The sequence below is a fragment of the Micromonospora phytophila genome (assembly GCF_023656545.1).
Lineage (GTDB): Bacteria > Actinomycetota > Actinomycetes > Mycobacteriales > Micromonosporaceae > Micromonospora > Micromonospora phytophila.
This window is the reverse complement of sequence record NZ_JAMOKF010000557.1, coordinates 1-2,086: the sequence shown is the minus strand read 5'-3', so window position 1 is coordinate 2,086 and position 2,086 is coordinate 1. Positions and strand designations below refer to the sequence as shown.

Genomic DNA, 2,086 nt, shown 5'->3' with positions numbered 1-2,086 from the left:
GACCTCGGGCGGCAGTTCCGCCTCGACGGCGCCGAGCCGGGCCGGCAGTTCCTCGGTGCCGTCGGCGAGCACCAGCACGGTGAGCTGACGGCCGCGCAGCCGGTCGGCGTACTCGGCGACCGCCCGCAGCGCGGCCTCGGCGGACCCGGCGTCGTCACCGGCGTACGCCAGGACGACGGTGGCCCGCCGGGCGCGGTGCAGCGCCCCCGGTAACCAGATCTCCAGGTGTCGGACGAGCAGCTCGCGCAGGACGGTGTCGGTCGGCATGCTGTCGTTCTACCCCACCGTTGCCGCCGGCCGGGGCGCGGCACCCGTCCGGGTCGGCCCGGGCGGGTCGGCGTCTCGGCCTCAGGCCGGGACGGAGATGCCCACCCCGCCGCGGGTCTGGCCGCCGTAGCGCTGCCGCTCGGCGTCGAGGTCCAGCCGGCCGATCCGCTTGCGGGCGGCGAGGGCGGCGTCGTCGAGCCGGTCGGCCGGCACCAGCCAGACCACCTCGAACTCCAGTCCGTCCGGGTCCTGCCCGTAGAGGCTCTTGGTGGTGCCGTGGTCGGAGGTGCCGACCAGCGCGCCGGCGGCGGCGAGCCGCTGCGCGGTCGCGGCCAGCTCGTCGAGGGTGTCCACCTCCCAGGCCAGGTGGTAGAGGCCGACGGTGCTCCGGCCGGCGGCGGAGCGGCCGGCGGCGGCACCGATCTCGAACAGGCCCAGGTCGTGGTCGTTGGTGGAGTCGGGCGCCTGGAGGAAGGTGGCGCCCCGGAAGCCGTCCGGGGTCATCGGGACCGGACGGAAGCCCAGCACGTCGCGGTAGAAGGCGACGCTGCGGGCAAGGTCACTGACGTAGAGGACGGCGTGGTTGAGCCGGTGGATTCCCATGCCACCGACGGTAGCGCGATTTGGTTGAGCGTTCAACCACATGGCCTATGATGGTGGTCATGACCCGCTGGCTGGACCCCGACGAGCAGCGCACCTGGCGCGCGTTCCTGACCGCCTCCCGGGCGCTGATGGAGACGCTCGACCGCGAGCTGCAACGTGACGCCGGAATGCCGCACGCCTACTACGAGATCCTGGTGCGGCTCTCCGAGGCGCCGGAGCGGCAGCTGCGGATGAGCGACCTGGCCGAGGCGACCGGCTCCTCACGCAGCCGCCTCTCGCACGCGGTGGCCCGGCTAGAGGCGGCCGGCTGGGTCCGCCGCGAGGAGTGCCCGACCGACCGGCGCGGGCAGATCGCGGTCCTGACCGACGACGGATTCGCCACCCTCGCCGCCGCCGCGCCCGGCCACGTGGAGGGGGTACGCCGGCACCTGTTCGACGCGTTGAGCCCCGCCCAGGTCGACCAGTTGCGCCGCATCGGCGAGACGCTCGTCGACCACCTGAGGAGATCCTGACCAATCCACCCCGGCCCGGGTCTTGTACTTACCGTCGTCGGATGAGCACGATGGGGCGTGCCCTCCGGCTTCGGTGAACTGACTGACCAGGCGCATCACCTGGTGTCCGCCGGCGACCTCGCCGGCGCCCAACGGCTGCTCGCCGACGCGCTGACCGACGCCGACCCGCGCCCGGCCAACGCCACGCCCGAACTGGCCGAGGCCGCCGGGCTCCAGGCCCGCGTGCTGGTCGCCCTCGGCGAACCCCACTCCGCCCGGGGCTGGGCCGCCTTCGCGTACGCGGCGGCCACCCGGTTGCACGGCCGCTCCGACCAGCGCACCGTCGCCGCCGCGGCCACCCTGGCGGCGGTGCTGCACCGGGTCGGCAGCTGGTCCCGCGCCGCCCGGCTCTACCAGGAAGTGATCATCGAGCTGACCGCGCTCGACGGCCCGGAGTCGCTGCGGGTGCTCGCCGCCCACGCCGACCTGGCCACTGTGGAGTACGCCCGCGGCCAGTGCCAGGTGGCCCGCGACCGGCTCCAGGACGCCTGGGAGCTGCACCGCGAGGTGTACGGCGACGGCCACCCCAGCGGCATCAAGATGCTGGCCCGGCTCGGGGCGATGCAACGCGACTGCGGGCAGTTCGCCGAGGCGCACGACAACCTGGCGCTGGCCCGCGAGCTCTGCCGGCAGCATCTGCCCGCGGACGACCCGCTGGCGGCACA

3 protein-coding genes and 1 pseudogene are annotated in these 2,086 nt (G+C 74.5%); 2 read left to right on the top strand and 2 right to left on the bottom strand.

Going from position 1 to position 2,086, the window contains the following annotated elements; genetic code table 11:
- A pseudogene (locus NCC78_RS31160) lies at window positions 1-267 on the bottom strand (hypothetical protein); the annotation flags it as partial.
- A gap of 81 nt (window positions 268-348) precedes the next feature.
- Complete coding sequence (locus NCC78_RS31155; protein ID WP_250799011.1) at window positions 349-870, bottom strand: VOC family protein; 522 nt, start codon at window positions 868-870, stop codon at window positions 349-351.
- A gap of 50 nt (window positions 871-920) precedes the next feature.
- On the opposite strand from NCC78_RS31155, the gene NCC78_RS31150 reads away from it, so the two are divergent.
- Window positions 921-1,382 carry a MarR family winged helix-turn-helix transcriptional regulator gene (locus NCC78_RS31150; RefSeq protein ID WP_250799012.1) on the top strand — a complete coding sequence of 154 codons (462 nt, stop codon included), beginning with the start codon at window positions 921-923 and terminating at the stop codon, window positions 1,380-1,382.
- 57 nt (window positions 1,383-1,439) lie between these two features.
- A partial coding sequence (locus NCC78_RS31145; RefSeq protein WP_250799010.1) for a tetratricopeptide repeat protein occupies window positions 1,440-2,086 on the top strand: 647 nt, incomplete at its 3' end.

What these genes read in the sequence shown, in the direction of transcription:
- NCC78_RS31155 (WP_250799011.1), bottom strand. Translation starts at nt 870, where the DNA reads ATGGGAATCCACCGGCTCAACCACGCCGTCCTCTACGTCAGTGACCTT.
- NCC78_RS31150 (WP_250799012.1), top strand. Translation starts at nt 921, where the DNA reads ATGGTGGTCATGACCCGCTGGCTGGACCCCGACGAGCAGCGCACCTGG.